This window comes from Streptomyces sp. NPDC005266, from assembly GCF_040607655.1.
Taxonomy (GTDB): domain Bacteria; phylum Actinomycetota; class Actinomycetes; order Streptomycetales; family Streptomycetaceae; genus Streptomyces.
The window spans coordinates 281,621-308,424 of record NZ_JBEXHC010000003.1; the positions used below are offsets into that span (position 1 = coordinate 281,621).

28 protein-coding genes and 2 pseudogenes are annotated in these 26,804 nt (G+C 70.7%); 11 read left to right on the top strand and 19 right to left on the bottom strand.

What is annotated here, in order from left to right:
* Positions 1 to 100: 100 nt before the first annotated feature.
* Positions 101 to 1,303, top strand: a complete 1,203-nt coding sequence (locus tag ABZU99_RS07730; RefSeq protein WP_356043773.1) for an alanine racemase — start codon at positions 101 to 103, stop codon at positions 1,301 to 1,303.
* Between the two features lie 119 nt (positions 1,304 to 1,422).
* Here ABZU99_RS07730 and ABZU99_RS07735 read toward each other — a convergent pair whose 3' ends face one another.
* The 5 genes from ABZU99_RS07735 to ABZU99_RS07755 all read right to left on the bottom strand — a co-directional run bounded on the left by ABZU99_RS07735 (position 1,423) and on the right by ABZU99_RS07755 (position 6,393).
* Positions 1,423 to 2,385, bottom strand: a complete 963-nt coding sequence (locus ABZU99_RS07735) for a DUF2510 domain-containing protein (RefSeq protein ID WP_356043776.1) — start codon at positions 2,383 to 2,385, stop codon at positions 1,423 to 1,425.
* A gap of 180 nt (positions 2,386 to 2,565) precedes the next feature.
* Positions 2,566 to 2,772 carry a DUF2510 domain-containing protein gene (locus ABZU99_RS07740; protein ID WP_355940853.1) on the bottom strand — a complete coding sequence of 69 codons (207 nt, stop codon included), beginning with the start codon at positions 2,770 to 2,772 and terminating at the stop codon, positions 2,566 to 2,568.
* A 51-nt stretch (positions 2,773 to 2,823) separates the two neighbouring features.
* A complete protein-coding gene (locus ABZU99_RS07745; protein ID WP_356043780.1) occupies positions 2,824 to 3,606 on the bottom strand; it encodes a 3-oxoacyl-ACP reductase in 783 nt (260 codons plus the stop codon).
* A 1-nt stretch (position 3,607) separates the two neighbouring features.
* Positions 3,608 to 5,014, bottom strand: a complete 1,407-nt coding sequence (locus ABZU99_RS07750) for an aldehyde dehydrogenase family protein (RefSeq protein WP_356043783.1) — start codon at positions 5,012 to 5,014, stop codon at positions 3,608 to 3,610.
* Positions 5,015 to 5,025: 11 nt separating this feature from the next.
* Positions 5,026 to 6,393 carry a glutamine synthetase family protein gene (locus ABZU99_RS07755; RefSeq protein WP_355940845.1) on the bottom strand — a complete coding sequence of 456 codons (1,368 nt, stop codon included), beginning with the start codon at positions 6,391 to 6,393 and terminating at the stop codon, positions 5,026 to 5,028.
* Positions 6,394 to 6,489: 96 nt separating this feature from the next.
* Between ABZU99_RS07755 and ABZU99_RS07760 the strand changes: the two genes are divergently transcribed.
* From ABZU99_RS07760 to ABZU99_RS07770, 3 genes are all read left to right on the top strand, one after another.
* Positions 6,490 to 7,281, top strand: a complete 792-nt coding sequence (locus tag ABZU99_RS07760; RefSeq protein WP_355940842.1) for an FCD domain-containing protein — start codon at positions 6,490 to 6,492, stop codon at positions 7,279 to 7,281.
* A 123-nt stretch (positions 7,282 to 7,404) separates the two neighbouring features.
* On the top strand, positions 7,405 to 8,880 hold the full coding sequence (gene eat / locus ABZU99_RS07765; protein WP_356043786.1) for an ethanolamine permease: 1,476 nt from the start codon (positions 7,405 to 7,407) through the stop codon (positions 8,878 to 8,880).
* Between the two features lie 30 nt (positions 8,881 to 8,910).
* Positions 8,911 to 9,609 carry a gamma-glutamyl-gamma-aminobutyrate hydrolase family protein gene (locus ABZU99_RS07770; protein ID WP_356043899.1) on the top strand — a complete coding sequence of 233 codons (699 nt, stop codon included), beginning with the start codon at positions 8,911 to 8,913 and terminating at the stop codon, positions 9,607 to 9,609.
* 105 nt (positions 9,610 to 9,714) lie between these two features.
* Here the strand turns inward: ABZU99_RS07770 and ABZU99_RS07775 are convergent, their stop codons facing one another.
* From ABZU99_RS07775 to ABZU99_RS07785, 3 genes and pseudogenes are all read right to left on the bottom strand, one after another.
* Complete coding sequence (locus ABZU99_RS07775) at positions 9,715 to 9,837, bottom strand: hypothetical protein (protein ID WP_356043789.1); 123 nt, start codon at positions 9,835 to 9,837, stop codon at positions 9,715 to 9,717.
* 59 nt (positions 9,838 to 9,896) lie between these two features.
* Complete coding sequence (locus tag ABZU99_RS07780) at positions 9,897 to 10,757, bottom strand: chitosanase (protein ID WP_355940830.1); 861 nt, start codon at positions 10,755 to 10,757, stop codon at positions 9,897 to 9,899.
* Between the two features lie 296 nt (positions 10,758 to 11,053).
* Positions 11,054 to 11,500 (bottom strand): annotated as a pseudogene (locus ABZU99_RS07785) (MBL fold metallo-hydrolase); the annotation flags it as partial.
* Positions 11,501 to 11,921: 421 nt separating this feature from the next.
* On the opposite strand from ABZU99_RS07785, the gene ABZU99_RS07790 reads away from it, so the two are divergent.
* The 3 genes from ABZU99_RS07790 (at position 11,922) to ABZU99_RS07800 (ending at position 14,866) form a co-directional block, all read left to right on the top strand.
* Positions 11,922 to 12,710: a hypothetical protein gene (locus tag ABZU99_RS07790; RefSeq protein ID WP_356043793.1), complete on the top strand. Its 789-nt coding sequence runs from the start codon at positions 11,922 to 11,924 to the stop codon at positions 12,708 to 12,710.
* Between the two features lie 69 nt (positions 12,711 to 12,779).
* Positions 12,780 to 14,696: a DEDDh family exonuclease gene (locus tag ABZU99_RS07795; protein ID WP_356043796.1), complete on the top strand. Its 1,917-nt coding sequence runs from the start codon at positions 12,780 to 12,782 to the stop codon at positions 14,694 to 14,696.
* A complete protein-coding gene (locus tag ABZU99_RS07800) occupies positions 14,693 to 14,866 on the top strand; it encodes a hypothetical protein (protein ID WP_356043799.1) in 174 nt (57 codons plus the stop codon). Before ABZU99_RS07795 ends, ABZU99_RS07800 begins: the two co-directional genes overlap by 4 nt.
* A 94-nt stretch (positions 14,867 to 14,960) precedes the next feature.
* On the opposite strand, the gene ABZU99_RS07805 is transcribed toward ABZU99_RS07800, so the two are convergent.
* From ABZU99_RS07805 to ABZU99_RS07815, 3 genes are read right to left on the bottom strand one after another with little or no spacing between them, the layout of a single operon-like run.
* Positions 14,961 to 15,254 carry a DUF1330 domain-containing protein gene (locus tag ABZU99_RS07805; protein WP_355940825.1) on the bottom strand — a complete coding sequence of 98 codons (294 nt, stop codon included), beginning with the start codon at positions 15,252 to 15,254 and terminating at the stop codon, positions 14,961 to 14,963.
* 33 nt (positions 15,255 to 15,287) lie between these two features.
* A complete protein-coding gene (locus ABZU99_RS07810) occupies positions 15,288 to 16,721 on the bottom strand; it encodes an MFS transporter (protein WP_356043802.1) in 1,434 nt (477 codons plus the stop codon).
* On the bottom strand, positions 16,718 to 17,080 hold the full coding sequence (locus tag ABZU99_RS07815; RefSeq protein WP_355941527.1) for a MarR family transcriptional regulator: 363 nt from the start codon (positions 17,078 to 17,080) through the stop codon (positions 16,718 to 16,720). The genes ABZU99_RS07810 and ABZU99_RS07815 overlap by 4 nt, the downstream gene beginning before the upstream one ends.
* 195 nt (positions 17,081 to 17,275) lie before the next feature.
* Between ABZU99_RS07815 and ABZU99_RS07820 the strand changes: the two genes are divergently transcribed.
* Both ABZU99_RS07820 and ABZU99_RS07825 read left to right on the top strand, forming a co-directional pair.
* Positions 17,276 to 17,440: a hypothetical protein gene (locus ABZU99_RS07820; protein WP_356043805.1), complete on the top strand. Its 165-nt coding sequence runs from the start codon at positions 17,276 to 17,278 to the stop codon at positions 17,438 to 17,440.
* 243 nt (positions 17,441 to 17,683) lie between these two features.
* On the top strand, positions 17,684 to 18,421 hold the full coding sequence (locus ABZU99_RS07825) for a dienelactone hydrolase family protein (protein ID WP_356043807.1): 738 nt from the start codon (positions 17,684 to 17,686) through the stop codon (positions 18,419 to 18,421).
* Positions 18,422 to 18,655: 234 nt separating this feature from the next.
* Here the strand turns inward: ABZU99_RS07825 and ABZU99_RS07830 are convergent, their stop codons facing one another.
* From ABZU99_RS07830 to ABZU99_RS07840, 3 genes are all read right to left on the bottom strand, one after another.
* On the bottom strand, positions 18,656 to 19,891 hold the full coding sequence (locus ABZU99_RS07830; RefSeq protein ID WP_356043810.1) for an MBL fold metallo-hydrolase: 1,236 nt from the start codon (positions 19,889 to 19,891) through the stop codon (positions 18,656 to 18,658).
* Between the two features lie 71 nt (positions 19,892 to 19,962).
* The gene (locus ABZU99_RS07835; RefSeq protein WP_356043813.1) at positions 19,963 to 20,862 is read right to left on the bottom strand and encodes a GNAT family N-acetyltransferase; all 900 of its coding nucleotides are present in this window, start codon (positions 20,860 to 20,862) and stop codon (positions 19,963 to 19,965) included.
* 51 nt (positions 20,863 to 20,913) lie between these two features.
* A complete protein-coding gene (locus tag ABZU99_RS07840; RefSeq protein ID WP_355940805.1) occupies positions 20,914 to 21,819 on the bottom strand; it encodes a glycoside hydrolase family 19 protein in 906 nt (301 codons plus the stop codon).
* 243 nt (positions 21,820 to 22,062) lie between these two features.
* Between ABZU99_RS07840 and ABZU99_RS07845 the strand changes: the two genes are divergently transcribed.
* The gene (locus ABZU99_RS07845; protein WP_355940802.1) at positions 22,063 to 22,647 is read left to right on the top strand and encodes a carboxymuconolactone decarboxylase family protein; all 585 of its coding nucleotides are present in this window, start codon (positions 22,063 to 22,065) and stop codon (positions 22,645 to 22,647) included.
* Between the two features lie 95 nt (positions 22,648 to 22,742).
* Here ABZU99_RS07845 and ABZU99_RS07850 read toward each other — a convergent pair.
* From ABZU99_RS07850 to ABZU99_RS07860, 3 genes and pseudogenes are all read right to left on the bottom strand, one after another.
* A pseudogene (locus tag ABZU99_RS07850) lies at positions 22,743 to 23,543 on the bottom strand (SAM-dependent methyltransferase); the annotation flags it as partial.
* Positions 23,544 to 23,599: 56 nt separating this feature from the next.
* Positions 23,600 to 23,851, bottom strand: coding sequence for a DUF397 domain-containing protein (locus ABZU99_RS07855; RefSeq protein WP_355940799.1), 252 nt, complete (start codon positions 23,849 to 23,851; stop codon positions 23,600 to 23,602).
* Positions 23,852 to 23,854: 3 nt separating this feature from the next.
* A complete protein-coding gene (locus ABZU99_RS07860; RefSeq protein ID WP_356043817.1) occupies positions 23,855 to 24,721 on the bottom strand; it encodes a helix-turn-helix transcriptional regulator in 867 nt (288 codons plus the stop codon).
* Between the two features lie 136 nt (positions 24,722 to 24,857).
* Between ABZU99_RS07860 and ABZU99_RS07865 the strand changes: the two genes are divergently transcribed.
* Positions 24,858 to 25,295, top strand: a complete 438-nt coding sequence (locus ABZU99_RS07865) for an ATP-binding protein (protein ID WP_355940793.1) — start codon at positions 24,858 to 24,860, stop codon at positions 25,293 to 25,295.
* Positions 25,296 to 25,423: 128 nt separating this feature from the next.
* On the opposite strand, the gene ABZU99_RS07870 is transcribed toward ABZU99_RS07865, so the two are convergent.
* Positions 25,424 to 26,221 carry an SGNH/GDSL hydrolase family protein gene (locus tag ABZU99_RS07870; protein WP_355940790.1) on the bottom strand — a complete coding sequence of 266 codons (798 nt, stop codon included), beginning with the start codon at positions 26,219 to 26,221 and terminating at the stop codon, positions 25,424 to 25,426.
* 66 nt (positions 26,222 to 26,287) lie between these two features.
* A partial coding sequence (locus ABZU99_RS07875) for a GH36 C-terminal domain-containing protein (protein ID WP_356227752.1) occupies positions 26,288 to 26,804 on the bottom strand: 517 nt, incomplete at its 5' end.

Sequence of the window (26,804 nt, forward strand, 5' to 3'; positions counted from 1 at the left end):
CCTGCCGGTCATGGCGTGGCGACACTCTACGGGGCAGCGGGCGCACTGCGCACCGGGCGCCCTCTACCCAGTGGTAACAGCCGTCTGGCAAGCTTCGCTCATGTCCGCTGCCGCCGCTGACCGGGCCCGGTACGACCGGGCCACCGCCCATCTCGAAGCGCCCGTGGCGATCGTCGACCTGGGGGCATTCGATGACAACGCACGGGATCTGGTGCGCCGGGCGGGAGGCAAGCCGATCCGGGTGGCCAGCAAGTCGGTGCGGTGCCGGGCGCTGTTGGAGCGGGTGCTGGCGCGGGACGGCTTCGCCGGGATCATGAGCTTTACGCTCGCGGAGTCCCTGTGGCTGGCGCGCGAGGGGTTCGACGACGTACTGCTCGCCTACCCCTCCGCGGACCGGGACGGCTTCGCCACGCTCACCAGCGACCCCAAACTCGCCGCCGCCGTCACCGTGCTGGTGGACGACATCAGCCAGCTCGACCTGATCGAGAGTGTGCGTGCCGGCACCGAAGAAGTCCGGGTCTGCCTGGAGTTGGACACCTCACTGCGGATGTTCGGCGGCCGGGTGCGGATCGGCGCACTGCGCTCACCGCTGCGCACACCGGAGCAGCTCGCGGAGCTGGCCCGCGCGGTGGTGCGCCGCCCCGGCTTCCGGGTGGTGGGGCTGATGGCCTACGAGGGTCATGTGGCGGGCGTGGGCGACGCGGTGGCTGGGCGTCCACTGCGCTCCCGCGTCATCCGGCTGATGCAGACGGCCGCGCGCCGCGAGCTGGCGGCGCGCCGGGCGGCGGTGGTCGGCGCCGTACGGACCGTGGCGGACCTGGAGTTCGTCAACGGGGGCGGTACGGGCAGTGTGCAGCACACCGCCGCCGAGGACGCGGTGACCGAGATCGCCGCCGGATCCGGGCTCTACCAGCCGCACCTGTTCGACAACTACACCTCTTTCCGCGGCCGTCCGGCGGCCCTGTTCGCGCAGCCGGTGGTGCGCCGCCCCGGCGTGGGCGTGGTGACGGTGCTCGGCGGCGGCTATCCGGCGTCGGGCGCGCCGGGCCCGGACCGGCTGCCGGTGCCGTATCTGCCCGAGGGGCTGGCGTACGACCCGATGGAGGGGCCGGGCGAGGTGCAGACGCCGCTGCTGGGCACGGCCGCCGACGATCTGCTGATCGGCGACAAGGTGTGGTTCCGGCATGCCAAGGCCGGTGAGCTGTGCGAGCGCTTCGATCTGCTGCACCTGGTCGACGGGGAGGAGGACCGGGTGGTGGCCTCCGTGCCGACGTACCGGGGCGAGGGCCGTACGTTCCTGTAGACCGCCACGTTCCTGTAGCCCCCGGCGTGCCTGTAGCCCCCCGGCGTGCCTGTAGACCGCCGGCGTGCCTGTAGACCGCCGGCGTACCTGTAGACCCCCGGCGTTCGTGCAGCCCCGGCTCAGATGGACCGGCCGTCGCCGGCCAGGGCGGCGATCCCCTTGACGATCTTGTCCATATCGGTCACCGGCGGCGCCTTGTCGCTCACATCGAAGCCGAATCGCACGACGACCATCGTGCCGGGCACGGCGGGCGACGGAAAGGCGAGGGACTGGACGTAGCCGTCATCGCCCTTCTTGGTGACCACCTTCCAGCGGACCAGATAGCCCTTCTCTCCCGCGACCTCGACCGCCTCCTCCTTGAGCTGCTTGTGGGAGGTGATCCCGCCGTACGCCTTGCGGTCGGTGTCCTCGTCCGTGCCGTAGGACTCCTCCGCGTTCTGGGCGATGTCCTCCTTGGCTATGCCCTTGGCGGAGGTGGCCTTGTAGCCGCTGGCGGTCCGGGAGAAGGCGCCACCGCGCACGCAGAAGGTGGACGGGTCGTTCGGGCAGGGGTAGCGGGAGGTGGTGACGCCCGCGCCGCCGGAGCTGCTGCGGCCGGCCTGCCAGCCGGCCAGGACGGGCAGGCTGATGCCGTTGGAGGCGTCCGGGGCGATGCTGGGATCGAAGGTGGGCGGGGCACTGGGGGTGGCGTCGGGCGTCTGGGAGGGGCCGCCCGGGGTCGTGCCGCCGTCCCCGTCATCCCCCGGCGGGACAGCGCTCGGGGTCGTTCCGGCCTTGTCCTCGCCGCCCCCGTCACCGTCGTTCCCCAGCAGCACGATGCCGCCGATGATCGCGGCGACCACGACCCCCACGGCGGCGGCGAGCACCGCGATCCTCGGGCCGCGGCCACGCCCGTGGTGGCCCCCGCCCTGCCCGGGAAGATACGGAGGCATCGGCGGCGGGCCGAAGGACGGGCCCGCCGCACCCGAGGTGTCGCGGGTGTACTCGGTCCACGTGGCTCCGTCCCACCAGCGTTCCATGGCGGGGCCATTGCCTGTGTCACCGGGATCGGGATACCAGCCGGGGGGTGTGTTCGTGGTCACGCTGTCACCTTATGGCCACGGGTCGTCCGTAGTACACCGTGCCCCTCTCGTCCGAAATCGCCGATGACCTGCGCCGGTCACGACCGGCCAAGGGGCCGCGGGTCATCCCGAGCCGTCCTCAAGGACCTTGATGCCCTGCGTGATCGTGTCCATCTCGGAGAGCGGGCGGCGCCGCGGCGTTCACTGAGCCGGCGGGCCGGGCGGGCCCTGCAGGGACGGCATGGCGTGCATCGTGGGCGCGTCGTGCACGGACTGCGCATCGGGGATGCCCTGCGCGTCGCGGCGGTTGGCGGTCCAGGAGGACCCGTCCCAATAGCGCTCCGGGACTGGCCCGGGGCCTGGGTGTTCGGGATCGGGATACCAGCCGGCTGGTGTTGTCGTATGCACGACGTCTCCCTATGGCCGGGGTTCTACGCGGAGCACACGGTCGGGCAACCGTCACAGCGGTGTGACGTACGCGCCCGAGATACCGCCGTCCACCAGGAACTCGGCGGCGTTCACGAAGGACGAGTCGTCGCTGGCCAGGAAGGCCACCGCCGAGGCGATCTCCTCCGGCTCGGCGAAGCGGCCCACCGGCACATGCACCAGCCGCCGTGCCGCCCGCTCCGGGTCCTTGGCGAACAGCTCCTTCAGCAGCGGGGTGTTGACCGGCCCCGGGCACAGCGCGTTGACCCGGATGCCCTCGCGGGCGAACTGCACACCCAGCTCGCGGGACATGGCCAGCACGCCGCCCTTGGAGGCCGTGTAGCTGATCTGCGAGGTCGCGGCGCCCATGACGGCGACGAAGGACGCCGTGTTGATGATGGAGCCCCTGCCCTGCCGCCGCATATAGGGCAGTGCCGCCTTGCAGCACAGATAGACGGAGGTGAGGTTGACCTCCTGGACCCGCTTCCAGGCATCCAGTCCGGTGGTGAGGATCGAGTCGTCGTCGGGGGGTGAGATGCCCGCGTTGTTGAAGGCGATGTCGACCGAGCCACAGGTGTCGTACGCGGTCCTGAAGAGCGCCTCGACCTCCTCGGGGTCGGTGACGTCCACCTTCACACAGAGCCCGCCGACCTCGTCGGCCGCGGCCTTGCCCGCGGTCTCGTCGATATCGGCGCAGACGACGCGCGCTCCCTCGGAGGCGAGGCGGCGGGCGGTGGCCAGGCCGATACCGCTGCCCGCTCCGGTGATGACGGCGGTACGGCCCACCAGACGGCGGCACACGGGGGTCTCGGTCACGTCACTGCTCCTCGGTGCTGATGAAGACGTTCTTGGTCTCGGTGAAGGCGGTCAGGGCGTCGGGGCCCAGCTCCCGGCCGAGGCCGGACTGCTTGTAGCCGCCGAAGGGGGTCGCATAGCGCACGCTGCTGTGCGAGTTGACGGACAGGTTCCCGGCGGCGACGGCGCGCGAGACGCGGAGGGCGCGGCCGACGTCCCGGGTCCAGATCGAGCCGGACAGGCCGTAGTCGGTGGCGTTGGCCAGCCGTACGGCGTCGGCCTCGTCCTCGAAGGGCAGGACGACGGCCACGGGTCCGAAGATCTCCTCGACGGCGGTGCGCTCATCGGGCCCGGTGGCCTCCAGGACCGTGGCCGGGTACCAGAACCCCTTGCCCTCAGGGGCCTCGCCGCGGATCGCGGCGGGCGCGTCCTCGGGGACGTAGGACCGGACGCGCTCGCGCTGCGCGGCGGAGATCAGCGGCCCCATGGCGGTGGCGGGGTCGGCCGGGTCGCCGACCGCGAAGGACGTCACGGCCGGCTCCAGCAGCTCCATGAAGCGGTCATAGACGCCGCGCTGGACCAGGATGCGGCTGCGGGCGCAGCAGTCCTGTCCGGTGTTGTCCAGGAACGAGCCGGGCGCCGCCGCCGCGGCGCGCTCGATATCGGCGTCGGCGAAAACGATATTGGGGCTCTTGCCGCCGAGTTCGAGCGTCACGCGCTTCACGCCCGCCGCGCACTTGGCCATGATCTCCTTGCCGACGGCCGTCGAGCCGGTGAAGACGACCTTGGCCACGCCCGGATGCTCGACCAGCGCGGCCCCAGCAACCGGACCGGCCCCGGGCACCACCTGGAACAGCCCCTCGGGCAGCCCGGCCTCCAGTGCCAGCTCGGCGAGCCTGAGGGCGGTGAGCGGGGTGGTCTCGGCGGGCTTGAGGAGGACGGCGTTGCCCGCGGCGAGGGCGGGCGCGGTGCCCCAGGCGGCGATCGGCATGGGGAAGTTCCACGGCGCGATGACCGCGACCACCCCGAGCGGCTCGTGGAAGGTGACGTTCAGGCCGCCGGCGACCGGGATTTGAGCGCCGCTCAGCCGCTCCACTCCCCCGGCCGCGTAGTCCAGCAGATCGCGGACGTTGCCCGCCTCCCAGCGGGCGTTGCCGATGGGGTGACCGGCCTCCCGGACCTCCAGCGCGGCCAGCTCCTCGATATGGCCGTCCACGGCGGCGGCGAAGCGGCGCAGCAGCCGGGCGCGGTCGGCGGGCGCGAGGGCGGCCCAGCCGCGCTGGGCCTGCGCGGCACGGGCGACGGCGGCGTCCACCTCGCCGGGGCCGGCGGCCGGGACGGTGGCGATGACCTCCTCGGTGGCCGGGTTGAGGACGTGGTGCTCGTGCGGGTGCCCGTCGGCGGGCTCGTGCGGGTGCTCGTTGCTCACCTGGTGGTTCCTCACATGCGCTCGAAGGACCGGAAGCGCTCCCAGTCCGTGACGGCGGTGTCGTACGCCTCCTGCTCGACTCGCGCCATATTGAGGTAGTGCTCGACCACCTCGTCGCCGAAGGCGGCCCGCGCTATGGGGCTGGCCTGCCACAGCTCGGCGGCGTCCCGCAGCGAGGCCGGTACGTGCTCGGCGTCGCCGTTGTAGGCGTTGCCGGTGCAGACCTCGGGGAGCTCCAGCTCCTGTTCGATCCCGTACAGCCCGGCGGCCACCATTCCGGCGACGGCCAGATACGGATTGACATCGCCGCCGGGGAGCCGGTTCTCCAGCCGGTGGGACTGGCCGTGACCGATCACGCGCAGCGCACAGGTGCGGTTGTCCGGGCCCCAGGCGACGGCGGTCGGCGCGAAGGAGCCGGGCCGGAACCGCTTGTAGGAGTTGATGTTGGGGGCGTAGAGCAGGGTGAAGTCGCGCATCGCGGCGATCTGTCCGGCCAGGAAGTGCCGCATCGTCTTCGACATGCCGTACGGGCCGTCGTCGTCGGCGAGCACCGGCCGCCCGGCCTCGTCGCGCAGCGAGAGATGAATATGGCAGGAGTTGCCCTCCCGCTCGTCGTACTTGGCCATGAAGGTGAGCGCCGTGCCCTCCTGGGCCGCGATCTCCTTGGCGCCGGTCTTGTAGATGGCGTGCTGATCGCAGGTGGTCAGGGCGTCGTCGTAGCGGAAGGCGATCTCGTGCTGGCCGAAGTTGCACTCGCCCTTGGCCGACTCGACGGTCATCCCGGCGGCGCCCATCTCATTGCGGATGCGACGCAGCAGGGGCTCGACACGGCCGGTGCCGAGGACGGAGTAGTCGACGTTGTACTGGTTGGCGGGGGTCAGGCCGCGGTATCCGGCGCCCCAGGCCTGTTCGTAGGTGTCCTTGAAGACCATGAACTCCAGCTCGGTGCCCGCGTAGGCGGTCCAGCCGTGCTCGGCGAGCCGGTCCAGCTGACGGCGCAGGATCTGGCGCGGGGAGGCGAGCACGGGCGAGCCGTCGTGCCAGGCGAGATCGGCGGTCAGCAGCGCGGTACCGGGGTTCCAGGGGGTGCGGCGCAAGGTGGCGGTGTCGCCGTGCATGGCGAAGTCGCCGTAGCCGCGCTCCCAGGAGGACATCGCATAGCCGTCGACGGTGTTCATGTCGGCGTCGACGGCGAGAAGGTAGTTGCAGCCCTCGGTGCCGTGTTCCAGGACGTCGTCGAGGAAGAAGCGGGCGGCGAACCGCTTGCCCTGCAACCTTCCCTGCATATCGGTGAAGGCGAGGACGACGGTGTCGATCTCGCCGGCATCGACGAGTCTGGTCAGCTCGTCGACCGAGAGCGGGGGCGTACGGTCTGCCACGGTGAGGCCTCCTGGCGTCAGTCGAGGGCTGCGGCTCGCGGTTGCCTTAAGGTAATACCGCATACCATTGGTTGGGAAGGAGGTGCGGACGGTTCGATGAGCGACAGCCAGATCGGGGGCGGCACCGTCGGCGCGGAGGGTGACCGGTCCGGGGATCCGTGCGGCACGGCGGTCGGCGACCGGCTGGCGCCGGTGCTGCGTCCGGTGCGCGCCGGGAACGGCTTCGAGGAGGCGCTGGAGCAGATACTCCAGGTCCTGCGGCTGGGGCTGGTCCCCGACGGTGGCCGGCTGCCGGCCGAGCGGGAGCTGGCCGACCGGCTGCGGATCAGCCGGGTGACGCTGCGTGAGGTGCTCAAGGTCCTCCAGGACCAAGGGCTGGTGGAGAGCCGGCGCGGCCGCTACGGCGGCACCTTCGTCCGCGCGCGGCCCGAGCCCACGGCCGGCGGCGAGGACGAGCTGCGACGGCGGATCGCGGCGGTGGACGTCGAGGACACCCTGCGGTTCCGGGAGGTCCTGGAGGTGGGCGCGGCGGGGCTGTGTGCCGCGCACGGGCTCGGCGGGGAACAGGCGAGGCGGCTGCGCGCGGCCCTCGACGCGACCCGCGACGCCCCGCTCGCCGACTACCGCCGCCTGGACACGATGCTCCACCTGACGCTGGCGGAGCTCGCGGGCTCGCCGACGCTCGCCGCCCAGTACGCGGCCGTCCGTGCGACCGTCAACGACCTGCTGGACTGCATTCCGCTGCTGGTACGGAACCTGGAGCACTCGCAGGCGCAGCACGGGGCGCTGGTCGAGGCGGTGCTGGACGGGGACGCGGACGGGGCGCGCGAGGTGATGCGGGAGCACTGCGAGGGGACGGCGGCGCTGCTGCGCGGGTTCCTGGTCTGACCGCTGCGGTGCGCCCCCGTCCTCGACCACGGTTTTACGCCGAGGTCTTGCGCATCACCCAAGGGACAGCAAAGGTATGGCCCCACACCTTTGCCATCGCCCTCGTGTGGAGCAGGAGTACCCATGGCCGACGGAACCGACTCCGCCCGTACCTCCCTCAGCGACGCCCCACCCGGCCCGGCGGCCTCCCCCGAGGACGGCTATCTGGAGCGCCGCACCCTGCGGCGCGGCAGCGCGGGCCCCCTGCTGCTGACCGGCCTCGGCGTCGCCTACGTCGTCTCCGGCGACTTCTCCGGCTGGAACTTCGGCCTGGCGGAAGGCGGCTTCGGCGGCCTCGCCCTCGCCGCCGTACTGATGGGCCTGATGTACACCTGCATGGTGTTCTCCCTCGCCGAGCTGGCGGCCATCCTCCCCACGGCGGGCGGCGGCTACGGCTTCGCGCGGCGCGCCCTCGGCCCCTGGGGTGGCTTCCTCACCGGTACGGCCATCCTCATCGAGTACATCCTGGCGCCGGCCGCCATCTCGATCTTCATCGGCGACTATGTCGAGTCGCTCGGCCTCTTCGGCCTGGAGTCCGGCTGGCCGGTCCATCTCGCCTGCTTCATACTCTTCATCGGCATCCATCTGTGGGGCGTGGGCGAGGCCCTGCGCTTCAGCCTCATCGTGACAGCCATCGCCGTCACCGCGCTGCTGATCTTCGCTGTGGGCGCCTTCACCGACTTCGACTCCGGCTCGCTCAACGACATCGCGGTGGACCACTCCGCCTTCGGCGCCGGCTCATGGCTACCGTTCGGGGTGCTGGGCATCTGGTCGGCGTTCCCCTTCGGCATGTGGTTCTTCCTCGGCGTGGAGGGCGTACCGCTCGCCGCCGAGGAGACCCGGGACCCGGCCCGTACGCTGCCCAAGGCGATGGCCTGGTCCATGGGCATCCTGCTGCTGCTGGCCCTGCTCACCTTCCTCGCCGCGACCGGCGCCCGGGGCTCCGGCGCGATCCAGGGCGCCGGCAACCCGCTGGTCGAGGCGCTCCAGCCGGACGGCAAGCCCACCGCCCTGTCCCGCATCGTCAACTACGCGGGCCTCGCCGGACTCGTGGCCTCCTTCTTCTCCCTCATCTTCGCCGGCTCCCGTCAGCTCTTCGCCCTCTCCCGGGCCGGCTATCTGCCCCGTTTCCTCTCCCTCACCAGCCGCCGCAAGGCGCCGTACCTGGGCCTGCTGGTGCCCGGCGCCATCGGCTTCTCCCTCGCGGCCTGGTCCGGCGACGGCGCCCGCATGCTCAACGTCGCGGTCTTCGGCGCCACCATCTCGTACGCCCTGATGTCCCTCTCCCACATCGTCCTGCGCCGCCGCGAACCGGGTCTGGACCGCCCGTACCGCACCCCCGGCGGTACGGTGACGTCATCCGTCGCCTTCGTCCTCGCCTGCTCGGCACTGGTGGCCACCTTCCTGGTGGACAAGGACGCGGCGTTCATCGCGCTGGGCGTCTACGCGGTGGCGCTCGCCTACTTCGCCTTCTACAGCCGCCACCGGCTGGTCGCGGCCGCGCCGGAGGAGGAGTTCGCGGCGCTGGCGGAGGCCGAGGCGGAACTGTCCCGCGACTGACACCGTGCGAACGTGAGACCGGAGGAACCGTTGTCGAAGCCCCTGATCGGCATCAGCACCTACCTGGAGTCCTCGGCGAGCTGGGGCGTCTGGAACCTCCCCGCCGCGCTGCTGCCCGCGGGCTACCACCGCCTCGCCCAGCGCGCGGGCGGCCTGGCGGCCATGCTGCCACCCGACGACGACCCGGCCGCCGCCGGTGGTGTGGTGTCCCGCCTCGACGCCCTCGTCATCTCCGGCGGCCCGGACGTCGAACCCGTACGCTACGGCGCCACCCCCCACGAGCGCACCGGCCCACCCGCGCGGGAACGCGACGCCTGGGAACTGGCCCTGATCGACGCGGCCCTGAGCTCGGGCACCCCGCTCCTGGGCATCTGCCGGGGCCAGCAACTCCTCAACGTCGCCCTCGGCGGCACGCTCGTCCAGCACCTCGACGGCCACGCGGGCCCGCCCGGCGTCTTCGACCACCACGAGGTCGAGCCCGTCCCGGGCACGCTGCTCGCCCAGATACTGCCGCGGCCGCTGTCCGTGCCCACCTTCCACCACCAGTCGGTGGACCGCCTCGGCACCGGGCTCGTGGCCTCGGCGCACGCGACGGACGACGGCACGGTGGAGGCCGTCGAACTCCCAGGCGCGGAGGGCTTCGTACTGGGCGTCCAGTGGCACCCGGAGGCGGGCGACGACCTACGGGTCATGCGGGCGCTGGTGGAGGCGGCGGCGTCTCGGGGCTGAGCTCCAGCCCAAGGTGCGCGAAGACGACGTCCCGGACGCGGGAGATCGCCTCCGGGTCGAGGTGTGCGACGACGGGTAGGGCGTCCTGCCGGCCGCCGTCGCACATCAGCCGTCGCACATCAGCGCGCGGCGCAGCTGGTCACGGGCGCGGGCGATGCGTTCGGCGTCCGTCGCAGCGGCAGTGAGCCGGGTGCGCGACTCGCGGATCATCTCCGACGGTTCCGCCATGTGTCGTCCCCCCTTGTCGTCATCCGGGTGGAATCCTACAAGGGGGACCGACACCGCGGTCAGGAGTTGATCTCGTACGGGTCGCCGTAGACCTTCCACCTCAGCGGCGGCTTCAGGTCGAAGTTCCTCTCGTTGAGGAACGTGCGCTGCTCGGTGTCGACCCGGCTGGTGTCGCTGTGGGCCTCCTCGGTCTGCATGGCCTTCTTGCGGGCGTCCAGGAAGGCGTTGAGGTAGGTGGCCTGATCGCCGCCCTGGGACGGGGGCTTGGCCTTGGAGAGGGCGGTCTTGCGGATGCCGCCGAAGCTGTCCTTGCTGTCGCCGGGGCCGTGCATCACGATCGCGTCGTAGTAGATGAACTGGCCGAGGGCGCCGAGGCCGTCGGCCTTGCCCTGCTTGACGGCCGGGTTGAAGTAGACGCGGTCGCGCTCGTGCTCCTGGGCGTCCTGGAACGCCTCGTCGGCGGCGGCCTTCTTCCAGTCCTTGGTGAAGTTGGGGTCGAGACCGGCGTGGGAGTCGCCGCCGTTGACGTCGCGGAGCGCGGGGAGGTACTTGGCCAGGACGTTGCCGGGCTTGTGCTGGGTGTAGTACTCGACGAGCTCCAGCATGTCGCCGGTGCCGGAGCAGAAGCCGATGATGCCGGCGGTGTAGCCGCGGCCGTCGTCTATGTCCTCGATGTACGCGAACTGGGCGCGCCAGTCGAGCGAGGAGTTCTCGGCGCTGGAGACCAGCTTCATGGCGATCTCCTTCTTCGCCGGGTCGTCCAGGTTGGACGCCGCGACGGCCTTGGTCGCCGAGTGGTGCGGTCGCGTGTCCGCCGCCGGGGTGGTGTGCTCGGACGCCTGCCCGATGCCGACGCCGGTGACGACGAGTGCGACCGGTACGGCCACGGCTATCGCCGCGAGGCCGATCTTCTTGGACATGAAGGGACTCCGTTCCTTGTCGACCGTGGGGAAGTGCGCGAGGACCGTACGAGGGCATACCGGGGCCATCCGGTGCCGCCCTCGGGCGGTCCGTTAGGAACCTTTCCTAACTATTCAAGCGAGCGCGCCACAGCCACCGCAAGGGTTTCGACGCCATTCGACAAAGAAGGCTCCAGCCGACCGCCCCACAGCCAACCACCCTTTCATGCCCGCGAATTGGCGTCGGGCCGCCCAATGGCGGTCCTCCGCGAGGACCGGACGCCCGGATCCGGTCCTCCGCGAGGACCGGATCCCCGCTACGCCTGCTGAAGAGGCACGGCGGGGTCAGCGCCACCGTTCGTTCCGGCGGGGCCGTCGGGACCGGCCGGAGCGACGGGACCGTCCGGGGCAAGGGGCTTGCCCTCGCCCTCGCCGCCGACCGCCTCCCCCGCCCTGGCAGGCACATCCGTCGACGGCCGCGCCGCGACCGCCCGCCACCACAGCTCCAGCGGCAGCCCGCGGGCCGGCTCGAACGGCTGCCCCGGGCGCGGCACGGTGACGATCGCCCCGGCCGCCCGCGCGGCGGTCACCGATCCTTCGGCGGGCTCCTCCCACGGGTGCGGGGCCAGATTGAACGTGCGCCAATTGAACGTGCGCCAGTGGATCGACAGCATGACCCCCTTGGCCGGGTCGCCGCCCTGCAGATCCACGTAGGCGCGCACGCCCTCCTCGGGGGTCATGTGGATGTCGGGCCAGAAGGCGTTCTTGGTTCATTCAGTCCACAGCGGCTCGATGGCACCCGAAAGCAACGGCACGGACAGCCACGGCCCGCCTGGGGCCAGGTGCGAGCGGCACCACATCCACCTCCTGGGCCAGCTTCGTCAAGCCCCGTCCTGGCTACAGACGGCTATGAAGACTGCGGCGCTTCGACGCACTCGCCGCTCAGTCACCAGCCGCCCTGCCACGAACGGCCGCGGCCCCAAGGCAGAGGGGTCGCGCCGACAAAGCGGTAGCCGACCGAGTCGATGCCGCGCCAGTCTCCAGGAACGGCATGGCCGTCGTTACGGGCGGACGGTCGGACGTTCACCCTTTCATCACAATTCCGTCACTCACCTCTCGGAGCCTCCCCGTCGGCACTCCACACCCCTTACGGTCATCTGGCACCAATTGATTCATTGGAGACGCATGTCGTACAACCAGCCGCCGCCTGCCCAGCCTCAGTTCGACGGGCCCCCGCCCGGGCCGCCGGTACAGCCCGGCGGCAAGCCGAAGTGGGCGCGGAAGCGCATCGCGATTCCGGCCGCGCTTCTCGTCTTCTTCGTCGGGGTCGGCGTCGGGTCCGCCGGCAACGCCGAAGGGGACGCAACGAGCGTCAGCGATAAGGGCGAGCCACAGCCCACCGTCACCGTGACAGAGACCGCCGCTGCCGACACCTCACAAAGCGAAGCCGCCAAGACGACCAGCGACGACAAGCCGACTGCCGACGCGCCCAAGAAGGCGACCGTCCCCGACTTCGTCGGCATGGGCCTGCAGTCAGCCCAGGACAAAGCGCAGGAAGCCGGTTTCCACGGGCTCACTTCCCACGACGCACTGGGCCGGGAACGTATGCAGGCGTTCGACCGGAACTGGAAGGTATGCAGTCAGAACGTGGAGGCCGGCGCCTTCAAGCCGACCGACACCGACCTCGACTTCGGGGCGGTGAAGCTCGGGGAGGACTGCCCGGCGAAGGACGAGAAGCCGCCGACCGCTGAAGGCGGCAAGATGCCGAACTTCGCCGGCGAGTCGGTCAAGGCCGCACGTTCCGCCCTGGACTCCGGTGTCTCCCTCACGGTGGAGGATGCCCTGCCGGACGACCGCTGGGTACTGATCGAATCGAATTGGAAGGTGTGCACGCAGGAGCCGGCCGCGGGCACATCGCTCAACGGGCAGCCGGTCACCCTCAAGGCGGTCAAGTTCGAGGAGTCCTGTCCCTGACCGTCAGTCGGGCTGCGGTAGGGCACACCACGCCACGTAGGTCACCGAGTTGATTGGGCAACCCACGCGATGAGTCTCGTCTCTGCTGGCTTGGATATACCCACCGCAAGTGACTACGCCTACGACTGGGCGCTGATCGATGTAGAAACCTCAGGACTCGTACCCCGACGGGACCGAGTGCTGTCCGTCGCGGTGGTGACGATCAGCCCGGAAGGCGAACAGACCGGAGAGTTCTCGACCCTGCTCAACCCCGGATGCGACCCGGGGCCGGTCGAGGTACACGGGCTCACCGCTGAGCGGCTGCGGGGCGCTCCGACCTTCGCCCAGGTCGCCGGGCAGATCGGGGCGATGCTCCAGGACCGGGTCCTGGTGGCCCACAATGCCCAGTTCGACTACGACTTCCTCGCCCACGAGTTCGCGCGTGCGCGGATGTGGCTTCCGGTCTCGCAGCGGCTGTGCACCCTGGCCCTCAATCGCCAGGTCGACCCGCCGACCGGCGACCTGAAGCTGGGGACACTCGCCGCGCACTACGGCGTTCCCCAACAACGCGCTCACGACGCACTGGACGACACCCGTGTACTGGCCGGAATCCTGCGGGCTTCACTGCGTGAGGCGGCCCGGCTCGATCTCCCTCTGCCACTCGTGACCTGCCCGCCCCGGGCGGAATCACAGTTCACGCCGAAGCCGCCCAAGACTCCATGCACCTACCGCAATCCCGGCCGTATGACTCCCGGCGGACCACTCCGGCAAGGCATGAAGCTCGCGATCACCGGCGAGACCGCCCACGCTCGTGCGGAGCTGATCGGGCGAGCCGTTGCCACCGGACTGAACATGATGACCTCCGTCAGCCGGCACACCAGCGTGCTGGTCACCAACGAACCCGCGTCGGACTCGGCCAAGGCACGCCGCGCCCGAACCGAAGGCGTACCGGTGATCGACGAGCACACCTTCCTGCGACTGCTCGCAGACGTACAACCGGGAACAGCTTTCGAGACGGCGGTCGCCGCGACAGTCACGGCCGCCGAGTCCGACACTCAGCGAGCCACCCCCACGCAACCGGTCACTCCCGCAGCGGACGCCGCGCCCAACCGCCAGACAGCAACACCGAGCGCCCCAGCTGCCTCGAAGACGACCGTGCCACGGACACGCCAGGCGGAGTCGGCCGCAGATGCCGCACCGACGGACAGGCCGCTGGCCGGACACAGAGTCCTGGTCCTGGGCGGCGTCCATACCGACGCCGCGGCGGCCCGCAGCCGCGTCGTCGATCTCGGCGCTTCCGCCGCGATCAACCTGTCCGCCAGCGTCACCGACGTCGTACTCCTGCCCGGCGGAGAACGCGACCGGCGCATGACCCGCATCAGAGCCCTCGCGCTCCCCGTGCACGGCCCGGACTGGCTCACCGCTTCGACAACCACCTCTCAACCTTCAACGACTATTCGTCCCCAAGAGCCGATGGTGCTGCCCAGAGGTGGTGTCATCGACCTGCCCATGCCACCCGGAACCCCCTTCCCCGTGTGGCACCTCACCGCCGGCTGGATCCCGCAATCCCTCTTCGACGTCGACCTAGTGGCCTTCCTTCTCGACGAGGACGAACAAGTCACCTTCGACGAGGACTTCATCTTCTACGGCGCCCCGGAAAGCCCCGCCGGAACGGTGCGCCTCCTGACCGGTGGCCCTGCCGAGCAGACAATCACTCTTGACCTCGCTTCCCTGCCACCGACGACCCGCAGAGTCGTCATAGCCGCAGCCATCGACGGCACCGAAACGTTCGGAACAGTCGGCGCGATACAGATCAGCGCGGCCCCCAGCAACAGCGGACCACCCCTTGCACGGGCCACCCTGGACGCCGCCACCACCGAGCGCACGATGCTGCTCGCGGAGATCTACCGCAGAGGCCCGGTCTGGCGCCTACGCGCCGTCGGCCAGGGCTACGACCACTCCCTGGACGCGCTCGCACGCGGATACGGAGTCGACATCACCGAGTGACAAGCGCGCCTGACCGACTCAGAGTCATCGCGTATATCGACTTTGTCCGCGAGTACAGCACCCACGAACTCGGCATCCAGCCCGAGGCGTACGACCCGAAACTCGACGTCGACTTCACCCCGCTGCGCGAGCAGGACCTGACCGCCGCCGGTCTCGGCCAGGCTGCCTGAGCCGTGAGGGAACTAGCTGGTGACGCCCTTCACGGGAGCGGGCCGGTATACCCCAGAATCCTGCTGCTTCAGTGAAGATCCGACTGGACCTCGGTCAGTCGATGCCTTCGACGATGCGGAAGTCGCGCTCGACGCCGTCGGAGAGGGCGACCAGCGCCTCCTGGTAGGCCGCACTCTCGTGCGCCGCGACGGCCTGCTCGAAGCTGTCGAACTCGATCAGGACGGTGCGCTCGGCGATTCCGGCGTCATGCGCCACGACCCGACTGCCACGGGCGAGGATCCGACCGCCCCCGGCCTCGACGGCCGGACCGGCCAGCTTGCTGTAAGCAGCCAGCTTCTCAGGGTCTGAAATGGTGCGGTAGGCGCTGACCCAGTAGCCCTTGGGCATGGAACCTCCAGTGTGGGGATGAGTGCATCTGACTTACGGGTTGGTCTCGGACGAGCGTCGGCGGGCGAGAGCGAGGCTTGTCAGCGTCGTGATCGCCATGGCGCCGATGCCGACCAGCGCCGCGGTGGTGTAGGCGCTGTCGTCGGGGAAGAGGTGGCCGGGGCCGGTGCCCGCGGCGAGGATCAGGCCGCCGATGGCGCTGCCCAGAGAGTACCCGACGCTGCGGACGACGTAGTTGAAGCTCATGGCGCTCGACGTCTCGCTCTTGGGGGTGACGGCCAGGATGACGCCGGGCATCGCGGCCGAGAAGCCGCCGACGCCGAAGCCGAGCACGCCCATCGCCGCGAACAGTTCGGCCAGGTCCGACCGGGCCGCCGCGAACAGGGCGAACCCGCCGCCGACCACGACGGCGCTGCCGGCCAGGAGCAGGGGGTCGGCGATCCGCGTCCGGACCCGCGGCGTGAGCTTGCCGGCGACGAACCCCAGCACCGAGAACGGGATGAGGACCAGCCCGGCGACGAAGGTCGTCAGCCCGAAGCCGTAGCCGGCGCCGTGCGGCGTCTGCGCGTACCGGGTGATGAGCGTGAGCAGGAGGTACATGCCGATCCCGCCGACGAACATGGCGAGGTTCGCCCCGGCGACCGCCGGGTGCCGCACCGCCCGCACATCGACCAGGGGCGTCGTGCTGCGCAGCTCGATGACGGCCCAGACGCAGAGCAGCACCACCGCGACGACGGCGAGGCCCGCCGCCACGGCGAGGTGCCGGCTCCACAGATTCCGTTCGCCGGCGAGGAACAGCACCAGGAGCAGCGCAGCGGCCAGGACGGCCGCGCCTGCCACGTCCACGTGGGCGGAGCGGCCTTCGGGGGCTTCGGGCATGGAGCGCCACGCGGTCAGGAGGGCGGCGGCGGTGACGACCAGGCCGAGGCCGTAGGCGGCCCGTACCCCGCCGAGCTCGGCGAGCAGTGCGGCCAGCGGGTAGCCGATGCCGGCCCCGATGATCGAGACAACCGAGATCAGGGCGATCACGGCCGCGCTGCGCTCCTCGGGGAGGTGGTCCCGGGCCACGCCCATCATCAGCGCCGTCAGCCCGAGCCCGACGCCCTGGGCCGCCCTGCCGGCCAGCAGCCACGCGAACGGCAGCGGCAGCACGGTGAGCGCGCTGCCGGCGACGACGACCGCCAGCGTGGCGAGGATCGTGGCCCGCCGGTGCGGGCCGGCTCCGAGCCGGCCCAGGACCGGCGTGGCGACGGCGCCGCTGAGCAGCGCGACGGTCAGCGTCCACTGCGCGCTGCCGAGCGAGACGTGGAACGAAGTCGCCACGCTGGTGATGAGCGGCGTCCCGAGGCTGGCGACCGCCGCCACGACCAGAGCGATGAACATCAGGGCGGGGACCAGCAGCCGCGCCTCGGAACGCGCCACCGGGAACGCCTTCACCGCGACCCCGCCGGCCGGCTGCCCGGTCACTGCTTCGGCCCTTCGCGGTCTTGGCTTTCGAGCTCTGCCAGATGCTTCAGCGCCGGAAGGGCCGCCACCAGCGCCTCGACCTCGTCGGCGGTGAGCTCGCCGATCAACCGCTCGAACGCGTGGACGCCCGCCTGGCGCCGCGTCCGGACATAGGAGGCGCCGGCCTCGGTCAGGCACACCAGCGTGACCCGCTTGTCGGACGCGTCGCCCCGCCGCTCGACCAGGCCGGACTCCTCCATCACCCGGACCAGGGCGGTCATCGCGGGCTGGGTGACGCCCTCGACCGCGGCCAGATCGGTGATGCGCCGCGGGCCGGTCCGGTCCAGGGTGGCCAGGGTGGCGGCGGACGTCAGGCTCATGTCCCGGGGCAGGCGTCTCGCGGCCCTGGTGGCCAGGCCGTAGAGGGCTGCCCCGATGGCGGCGGACGCGCCAGGAGCGGTGTCTTGAGGACTCATGCTCGAAGCATAGCATTTTTATATTCATAGTTTATGGAAATGGTCGACTGGCGCGGGCGGCGCGCCCCTTGAGCAGGCCGGTCCGCCGGATCCGGGTCAGTGCCAGGCCCAGCAGCCGGTCGGCGCGGTCGCCCGTCGGCGAGCCGGTCGCGGAAGTCGGACAGCACGCTGTGGTGGAAGCCGGGGTCCCCGAAACTCGACGTCGACTTCACCCCGCTGCGCGAGCAGGACCTGACCGCCGCCGGTCTCGGCCAGGCTGCCTGAGCCGTGAGGGAACTAGCTGGTGACGCCCTTCACGGGAGCGGGCCGGTATACCCCAGAATCCTGCTGCGAGGGTCAGCCTCCAACACCGTGGCCCGGGCAGGTGATCCGATAGCGCTACCGGGGGGGCGGGGTTTGTGACGGTTCTTGTGGGCCCTCGCCGTATTTCAGAGGGATACCCGCGCTGTTCTGCCAGCTGCAGAACACCGGCCGGACCGGGCTCGACGATCACTACAGTCCAGTCTCATGACGACGATTACGACGCGTACGGTCGAGTATCCGGCCGACGGTTTGACGATGATCGGGCACCTCGCGCTCCCGGCCGGTGTCGACCGCCGGCCCGCGGTGCTGCTCGGACCAGAGGGCATGGGGCTCAGCGACGTCGAGCGCCGCCGGGCCGATGCTCTCGCCGAGCTGGGATATATAGCGCTGGCCTTCGACCTTCACGGCGGGCGCTATTTGGGTGACCCCGAGGAGATGCTGGCCCGTTGCCTGCCGCTGCTCGCTGATCCCGACCGGATGCGAGGCATCGGCCATGCGGCGCTCGATGTGTTGCGCACCGAACCGCGGACCGACCCCGACCGGATCGCCGTCGTCGGCTATGGCACGGGGGGTGCCGTCGGGCTGGAACTCGGGCGCGGCGGCGTCAGCCTGCGCGCGATCGGGACAGTCAACGCACTGACCACGGGCCGACCGGGCGAGGCAGCGCGCATTCGCTGCCCGGTGTGGGCCGGGGTCGGGTCGGAAGACCCGATCATGCCGCCCGCGCAACGGAACGCGTTCACCGCTGAGATGCAGGCCGCGGGCGTCGACTGGCGCCTCGCGGTCTACGGCGGCGCCTTGCACGCCTTCCACCACCCACCGGTCGACCACCCCACGGTCCCCGGCGCCGGCTACCACCCACAGCACGCGCAGCGAGCCTGGCGCGACGTCGTCGACCTGCTCGCCGAGTGCCTGCCCGTGACGGAAGATCTGCGGGCATGACCCAGGCAAACAGCCTGGCGGTCGGTACGGCTGATGATCTCGTCGCGGGCCACATTGGTGTGGGTAACGCAGGCGACGCGCTGGTGGGGGACGGCAAGGGCCTGAATCGCTGCGCAGCGACTTCACTCTCCACCCGAGGAGCCCCGCCCAAGTCCAGCAGCAAACGATCCAGCTCATCAGCCGGGAGACGCTCAAGCATCCGGACCATCTCTCCGAACTCGTCCCCGACCGACGTCACCGCTCACCTGCAAGGTCCATATCGCCCCTGCTCGTCTCGGCCACACTCTCGGCACCCCGCGGACGCCGCCACGGGTGCGCGATCGGATGGGATACCTCGCGCCACCATGGCTCGGTCGGCGACTTCCCCGCTGGCTCGAAAGGCTCGCCGGGACGGGGGAACGCCACCGCCTGGCCGGCCTCCTCGGCCGCATCCTTCGTCCACTCCCCCGGCTCCGCCCACGCGTGCAGCGCCAGGTTGAACGTCCCCCAGTGGATCGGCAGCAGCACCCCGCCCGGACTGCCTCCCTGCAGGTCAAGATGGGCCTGCATCCCCTGGGCGGGCGACATGTGAATGTCCGGCCACGCGCCGGGCAGCGGCGTATAGTCCGTGTGGTTCTTGGGCCAGAACTCGGAGTACGCACCGACCTGGATCATGGTCGCGTCGAAGGGGCCGTACGCCTTCCCGGTCTCCGCGAAACCGGGGAAGTAGCCGGTGTCCCCGCTGTGGTAGATCCGGTGCTCGGGTCCGGCCACCACCCAGGAGGCCCAGAGGGTGTGCTGGGTGTTGCGCAGCGCGCGTCCGCAGAAGTGGCGGGCCGGGGCGGCGGTGAGCAGCACCCCGGCCACCTCGGTGGACTCATGCCAGTCCAGTTCGGTCATCCGGTCGACCGGCACGCCCCAGCGCTCCAGATGGGCGCCGACCCCCAGCGGCACGACGAACATCGTGCCGGTGCGCACCAGCGCCCGGATCGTGCCCATGTCCAGATGGTCGTAGTGGTCGTGGGAGATGACCACCGCGTCCACCGGCCCCAGCTCCCGCAGCGGCACCGGCACCGAGTGCACCCGCTTGGGGCCCAACCGCGAGAAGGGCGAACAGCGCTCGCCCCAGACCGGGTCGAACAGCACCCGCCGCCCGTCGATCTCCGCGAGCACGCTGGAGTGGCCCATCCAGGTCAGCCGCAGTCCGGTGGCGGGAGGCACGGCCAGATCGGCGAGGGTCGTGGGGTGCACCGGCACGGCCCCGGCCGGGGCCCGGCGGACCCGTTCCTCCTTGCGGAAGTACGTGGGCAGGAACTTCAGCATCGAGCCGGACGGCGCGGTACGGGCGCCCACCGGGTTGACGAACACGCCGTTCGCGAAATTCGGGGACCGGCGGATGCGCTCCATCCGCTCCCCGGCCGGATCCGCCCCGAAGGCGGCGGGGCGCAGAGCGGCGGCGAGCCGGGAACGTGTCGGACGGGAGCCGGTCACGGCACCTCCAGGGTGAGGGGGCGGCGGGTCATCCCCATGCTGTGTGCTGTTGGGCTGCAATCACACAACTCTTACTCGGGGTGTGCTTGTTCCGCGACGGGGTCCTGAGCCGAGGTGAAGGACAGCAGCAGATGGTCCTCCACCGGGCGGTAACCGAGCCGCTGGTAGAGGGCGTTGCTGGTGGGGTTGGCGAGGTCGGTGAAGAGCAGCAGCTCCTCGACCCCGGCGGCCCGCGCCAGCCGGCTCGCGGCGGCCGTGGCCGCGCCCGCGTAACCGCGTCGCCGCAGCTCGGGCGGGGTGTAGACGGGGGCGACGCGGGCCATGCCCGCCACCGTGCGGCTGACCGCGGCGGACGCGACCGGCTCGCCGTCCACCTCCCACAGCGTGACGCCGCCGTGGCTGAGCCTGTCGTCCACCTGCCGGGCCACATCGCCGTTGATCGCCCCGGTGTCGCGGGCGAATGCCTCGTACCAGGTCAGCAGCAGCTCGCGGTCGGCGGTGGTGGCCGCCCGGGCCCGCCCCCGTGGCGTGGGCTCGGGCGGTGTCAGGGTGCCCAGCCGGTAGAGCCGGCGGTGGGTCTCCCCCACCCGGGCGGCTGCCCCGGTGAGCGGCTTCCAGGCGGCGGCGAAGGCCTCGGCGGTCCGGCGCCCGGCGTTCACCCCGGTGACCAGCCCCGCGGCCTCCCCGGCCAGGGTGCGGGCGAGCGCCTCGACGGCCGCGTCGGGCATGGCCGAGAGCAGCGGCGGGTGGGGCGGGGTGCACAGAAACACCCCGTCCACCTCCCCCTCGGTCTCTTCCGTCGGCCGCCACCAGCCGAAGACGGGTGGCTGCTCCCCGTACCGGTCGTTGCCCGCCGCCGCCAGTGAGGCGGTGACCGTCAACAGGACGGTGTTCCGGGCCGGGCGGGCGCACAGAAAGCCACCCGCCACGGCCCGGAACTCCTTGAAGTCGTTCGTCGTCGTCCACGCCATGCGGTCAACAGTCGCGCGGACACCTTCGCCGACGCACCCCGTTTTCGCCCCTCAGCAGCTCAGGTTGGAGCCCGGGGTGGTGCCGAGTATCTGGGTGAAGCGCCGGTAGGCGTCGATCCGGCTCTGGACCTGGCCGGGGTTGCCGCCGTTGCACTCCAGGCTGCCGTTGATGCTGCGGATGGTCTCGCCGAAGCCGCGCTGGTTGACCATCGCGTTGTGCGGGGTCATCGAGCCGGCCCCGGTCTGGGTGTTCCAGAACCACAGGGCGGTCTTCCACGCGACCGCGGAGTCGTTCTGCACCAGCCAGGGGTTGTGGAGCAGATCGAGGCCCAGCGCGTCGCCCGCGGCCTTGTAGTTGAAGTTCCAGCTGAGCTGGATCGGCCCACGGCCGTAGTACGCCGCCTGCCCCGCGGGACAGCCGTAGGGCTGGCTCCAGTCGCAGTAGTGCGGGTAGTTGGCGGTGTTCTGCTCCACGACGTGGACCAGTCCGCCGGTCTCATGGTTGACGTTGGCCAGGAAGGCGGCCGCCTCCTGCTTCTTGACGGTGTCGCTGCCGGTGTTCGCGAAGCCGGGGTAGGCGCTCAGGGCGGCGGTCAGACCCTGGTAGCTGTAGAACGAATTCCGGTTCGGGAACATCTGGTTGAACTGCGCCTCGCTCACCACGAAGCCGCTCGGGTTCGGGGTCCCGGAGCCGCCGCAGTCGTACGGCTCCCAGTACCAGGTGCTGATCACCGGGTCATAGCCCGGGTTGTCGTGCTCGGCCCGGTAGTAGTTGCCGTCGGTGTACCGGACGATGTCGCCGGTGACGTACGGCTTGCCCGCGACCCAGTTCGGGGCCGAACACGCCGCCTGGACGGACGTCCCCGCCGCCGAAGCCGAGGCAGTAGGCATGACGACCATGGTCGCGCACACCGCCGCGACACCGGCAAGCGGCGCCACGACACGTCTCTTCCACATAGGACACTCCTTCGCATGAATGCCTGGCAATCCGAGGAACACTCAAGCGAGCCTGGTCTATACCAGTCAAGGTCTGGACCAGCCTTTGTGCGCAGGTGAGCAAAAGGGCGCACGTTGGAGTCATGGACGGGTGACGCGGCCCACACCCACCGATGTCACACCGGGCCCGAAGCGGCCCGTCGTACGTGCGGAAAGGCAGCGGCGATCGCCGCGACACCGCAGAACCACCCGGAGGTGCCCGTCATGTCACGTATCTCGCTCACCCCGCGCCGCACCCTCTTCTTCCGCGTCATGGAGTGGTATTCGAAGCGCACCTACGGCAAGGTCCTGGACCCGGGCAAGGCGCTCGCCCACCACCCCCGGGTGCTGATCGGCATGACCCGCTTCGAGCAGGCGGTGGGGAAGTGGAACAAGCTCGACCCGGGCCTCAAGCTACTCGCCGAGATGGCCTCGGCCTCGTCCATCGGCTGCTCGTGGTGCATGGACTTCGGCTACTGGGTGGGCCGCGGGAAGGGCATCGACCACCGCAAGCTGGAGGACGTCGCGGTGTGGCGCGACAGCGACGTCTACACGCCCCTGGAGCGCATCGTTCTGGAGTACGCCGAGGCCATGACGGCCAACCCGCCGACCGTCGATGACGCCCTCGTCGAGCGGCTGCGGGAACACCTGGACGAGGCACAGCTCGTCGAGCTGACCGCGATGGTGGCCGTGGAGAACCTCCGCTCGCGGATCAACTCGGCGCTCGGCCTGAGCAGTCAGGGGTTCAAGGACAGCTGCGTCATCCCGGCGACCGGCCCGGCCGCCCCGGGCCCGGCGGCCCGCGCCTGAGGACCCGGTGCCTGAGCGGGCGCGGGCAAGGCGCCCCGCGCCGCGCACCGCCGCGCACCGCCCGGAAGCTGGTCGGTGTGGATACGGCGGGCGCACCTGCGGCCCACCCCGCCGTAGACGCCGACGGGAGGACCGGGCGCCACGGCGTCCGGCGCCGGTCCGTCCGGCCGCCACCGCGGTACCTCCACCAGCCCGGGGTCGAGCAGCTCGAACCCGTCGAAGAACGGCAGGATCTCGTCGTGGCGGCGCAGCCTCAGTGGCGCGGTGGACTGCCGGTAGACCTTGTCGGCCACCTGCTGGTGCCCGTGGAAGTCCGTGGTGCCATGGCTGATGACCAGATGGCTGCCCGGGGCCATCGACTCGGCCAGGGCGGCGACAACGCCGGCCGGGTCGTCCTCGTCGGTGACGAAGTGGAGCACCGCGACCAGCAGCACCGCCACCGGCCGGCGAAAGTCGACGAGCTCGTGCACCACCGGATGGTCGAGGATCTCGGCGGGCTTGCGCGCGTCGGCGAACGCGAGGCCGGTGCCCGGGGCGTTGGTCAGCTGGGCGTCGACGTGGGCCGCGACGATCGGATCGTTGTCTATGTACACGACGCGGGTGTCCGGTGCGATCTCCCGCGCCACCTCATGGGTGCTGGGCGACGTCGGTATCCCCGTGCCGATGTCGAGAATCTGCCTGACGCCGTTCGCCACCACCGTGCGCACGGCCCGCAGCAGGAAGTCCCGGTTGGCGCGGGCACTGTCGAGGATGCCCGGCGAGTCCGCGATGATGCGCTCCGCGGCCAGGCGGTCGATCTCGTAGTTGTCCTTGCCCCCCAGGTAGTAGTCGTACATCCGGGCCGGATGCGGTCTGCTGGTGTCGATCTCCTCGGCGGAGATCCGTCGGTCGGTCACACCATCCCCCTCGGAACGCCCGCCGGGTCAGGGCGGGCGTCACTGCATCATGGGCGTCACAGAAGCAGGAAGTCGGCTTCCCCGGCCTTCGCCCCCTGGATGAAGCGTTTCATCTCAAGGTGGGTGTAGATCAGGGCCGGGCCGTCGGGATCGGTCGACTGGCGCAGGGCCACCCGTCCGTCCTTCAGCCTCATCGCTTCGACGCAGCTTCCCCCGTTGCCACCGCTCCACGGCTTGTGCCAGCCCTCGCTGCCGAGGTCCCTCGCCGGCATGCCGCTGTAGACGCGGTCCCCGCGTATGCGATCCATCGTTCAGATCTCCTTGCGAATGCGACTCAGAATGGCCTGAGTCGTCTGTGCAGGCGCGGCCTGCGCGCACATCCGGTCCAGGGCCTCCAGGAACGCCGATACGTCATCGCGCTGGTCGAAGTAGGAGCCGCTGACGAGCGTCTCCGTGTACGCGATATCGGGCAGCTCCGGGATCGGGAACCGGAAGATATGGAAGGGGCCGTACATCGCCGGGTGCGGACCGGCGTCGAACGGCATGACCTGCAGCCTGATATGAGGTGCGTCCGCGACCTCGATGAGCCGCGCGATCTGGGCCCGCATGGTCTCGGCCCCGCCGATGGGGCGGCGCAGCACCGTCTCGTCCATGACCACCCACAGCATCGGCGGGTCGTCACGGGTGAGCAGCGTCTGACGTTCCAGGCGGAGCGCGACAAGGCGCTCGATCTCCGACTCCGGGGCGTGCGGCATGCCCGCGCGCAGCACCGCGCGGGCGTAGTCCTCGGTCTGCAGCAGTCCGGGGATGTAGTGCGGCTCGTAGGCGCGAATCAGATTGGCCTCGACCTCAAGGCTGACGAAGGTGTTGAACCAGTCGGGCAGCACATCGCGGAACCGGTGCCACCAGCCGTTCTTGTTGGCCTCTTTCGCGAGCGCGAGAAAGCCCTCGACCTCTTCGGGGTCGGTGACGCCGTAGGTGCGCAGCAGCTTCTCGACATACGGGAGCTTCAGGCCGACCTCGGCCTTCTCCATCCGCCGGACCGTGGCATGGGTGACGTCCAGGGCACGGCCGGCCTGTTCGAACGACAGCCCGGCCTTCTCCCGGAGGTCCTGCAGTCGCTTGCCGAGCACGACCCGCAGGACGGTCGGGGCGCCGCCCGCCCGCGCATCCGCCACTATCGTCCCCCTCCAAGTACCTTCATGACACAGCAGTCTGGCACGGGCTCAGCTGTCGGAACAGCCTGCGCTTGCGATTCTGTAATTTACAGATTGAACCTTGCCATGCGCGAGCGTCACAGAGCATAGTGTCGGCGTGGCTCCTTCCTATGAGGCTCTCCGGTTAGGGCGCAGCGGCACGGTGGTCGCTCCGCCCCGCCGGGACGTGTTTCGTCTCCCGGCGCTGTCCACGTCCGTCGCCGAGGCGAGAAGACATGTCGTGTTCCGGCTGCGCTCCTGGGGGGTCGGCCAGGACACCCGTGACAGCGCCGAGCTGGTGGTCTCCGAGCTCTTCACCAACGCCGTGCGCCACACGTCCAGCGAGGAGGTCCGCTGCTCCTTGCAGCTCCTGGGGGCCCGGCTGCGCCTGGAGGTGGCCGACCAGGGGTGCACGCGGACGGTGCCGCAGGCCAGGGCGGTGAGCGCGGACCAGGAGGGCGGACGCGGGCTGATGCTGGTGGAGGCCCTGTCGGAGGCCTGGGGGGTCAGACCCGAGGGGGGTACGGGCCGCGCCGTGTGGGCGTATCTGGCCTGAGGGCGGTACGGCCGGGACGAGCGATGCCGAGGGAATAGGGGCAGCGACAGCGCACGGGGCGAGAGCCCACGCAGCGCCAACGGGGGTCTGCCCCTATTCCTCCGGGACTGCTCGCGGCCACGGAAGGTTCAGGGCCGCAGCGGCAGCAGATCGGGCCGCTTGGGCTCCACATGGTCACCCGAGGACACTCCGCGCAGCCGTCGGCCGATCCAGGGCACCAGATATTCGCGCGCCCAGTGGATGTTGTCCCGGCGCACCTCGGCCGGGGTCCGCTGACCCTCCGCCGGCCAGGGCTGGTCGGGGTCGGCGGGCACCTCGAGGCCGAGCACCTGACCGGCCCGCAGCGCGACCCGGGTGTGCCCGTCGGGCGACAGATGCAGCCGGTCGTCGTCCCACGCACGGCGGTCCTGGACCGAGCGCAGCGACCACAGGTCGAGCACCGGGCAGTCATAGCGGTCGGCGATCGCCCGCACATGGGCCGTATAGGTGGCGATCTTGCCCCGCAGATGGCGAAGCACCGGCACCCCTCGGGTGTCGAAGCCGGTGCACAGCAGGACGATGCCGACCCGGGCCTTGAGATCGGCGACGGCCGCCTGGTAGCGCTCGGCGACATCGTCGGGGTCGCTGCCGGGCCGCAGGATGTCATTGCCGCCCGCGCAGAAGGTCACGAGATCGGGGCCGAGCTCGATCGCGCGCTCCACCTGCTCCTCGACGATCTGGTCGAGGAGCCGGCCGCGCACGGCGAGGTTGGCGTAGCGGAAGCCGGATTGGGGCCGCTGGTCGGAGAGGAGCACCGCGAGCCGATCTGCCCAGCCCACGAACACCCCGTCAGGACCGGGATCGCCGACGCCCTCGGTGAAGCTGTCCCCGACGGCTGCGTACGACCCGATCCCACCGTGCTCAAGTCTCTTCGAATCGTCTGCCACGTCGGGACATCATTCACCCGATGACGTGACTTACGCCATCGTAACCAGGGGTTGACGTGGGGTGATCTATCCCACCTGGTCAGTTTTCCGAAGGCGGAATACGGCGGCGTCCAGGTCGCCCGACAGCCCGGTGCGCAGCCCCCGGTGGCTGAGCACCGCGCGCCGGTGGACCTCACCGGTGGCCGGACCCTCGTAGGTCGCCGGCGGGTCGAGCCCGCGCAGCCGCAGCGGGGGCTCCTGCTCGCCATAGTGCTGTGCGTGCGGCCACGTCAGGACGACGGTCTCCTCGCCCCGTACGTACTGCACCGCGCTGAGCCCGTCGCCGTCCGGCGGCCACAGCCGGTACAGCTCGCCGTGCCGGACGACCGGCCGCACCCGCTTGTGGATCGCCACCCAGTCGCGGGCCTCGGCGCGTTCGGCCTCGCTCCACCGGGTCGGATCACCGCCGAGGCCCAGCACGCCGGCCATCGCGCCGGCGAAGCGGAACCGCACCGCGCTGAGCCCGTCGCCGTCCGGCGGCCACAGCCGGTACAGCTCGCCGTGCCGGACGACCGGCCGCACCCGCTTGTGGATCGCCACCCAG